Source organism: Paenisporosarcina sp. TG20 (genome assembly GCF_000286315.1).
Classification (GTDB): domain Bacteria; phylum Bacillota; class Bacilli; order Bacillales_A; family Planococcaceae; genus Paenisporosarcina.
Genome location: NZ_ALJG01000011.1, coordinates 1 through 580 on the forward strand (window position 1 = coordinate 1; position 580 = coordinate 580).

The 580-nt window shown below is 34.5% G+C and carries 1 protein-coding gene; it reads left to right on the top strand.

What is annotated here, in order from left to right:
* The coding region (locus B371_RS20875; RefSeq protein ID WP_019412339.1) for a 5'-3' exonuclease H3TH domain-containing protein at window positions 1-579 on the top strand (579 nt) is incomplete at its 5' end.
* Window position 580 lies beyond the last annotated feature (1 nt).

A 580-nucleotide genomic window follows, 5' to 3' on the forward strand; every position in this document is an offset into this window, starting at 1 on the left:
ATGCTTGGATGGCAAAATTTTGGTGAAATCGGTATGGAAGCGGATGATTTAATCGGATCTATGGCATGCAAATGGCAAGATGAAGCAAATATTACGATTGTAAGTGGGGATAAAGATTTACTCCAATTACTTACTCCAACAACTAAAATAGCCTTTACGAAAAAAGGGTATTCCATATATGATGAATATACATACGAGCGTTTTTTAGATGAATATGAAATTGAACCGTCAGTTTTTGCTGATGTTAAAGCTTTTATGGGGGACTCCAGTGATGGATATCCTGGAGTTAAAGGGATTGGTCCGAAAACTGCATTACAATTAATTCAAACTTATGGTTCAGTTGAAGGTGTCATTGATTCATTACATGAGTTGAAGCCTGGCCAACAAAAGAAAATTGAAGAAAATCTTGAAATGTTACTATTATCTAAAAAACTTGCAACCATTCACTGTGAAATGGAGTTACCAATAGAACTAAATGATTTACTTATTCCTTCTTACAGTAATGAACTATTAGAACAACTTGAACAAGCAGGATTTGGTATGACAAGTCGACATGCCCGATCTTTGTATACTATTTAGT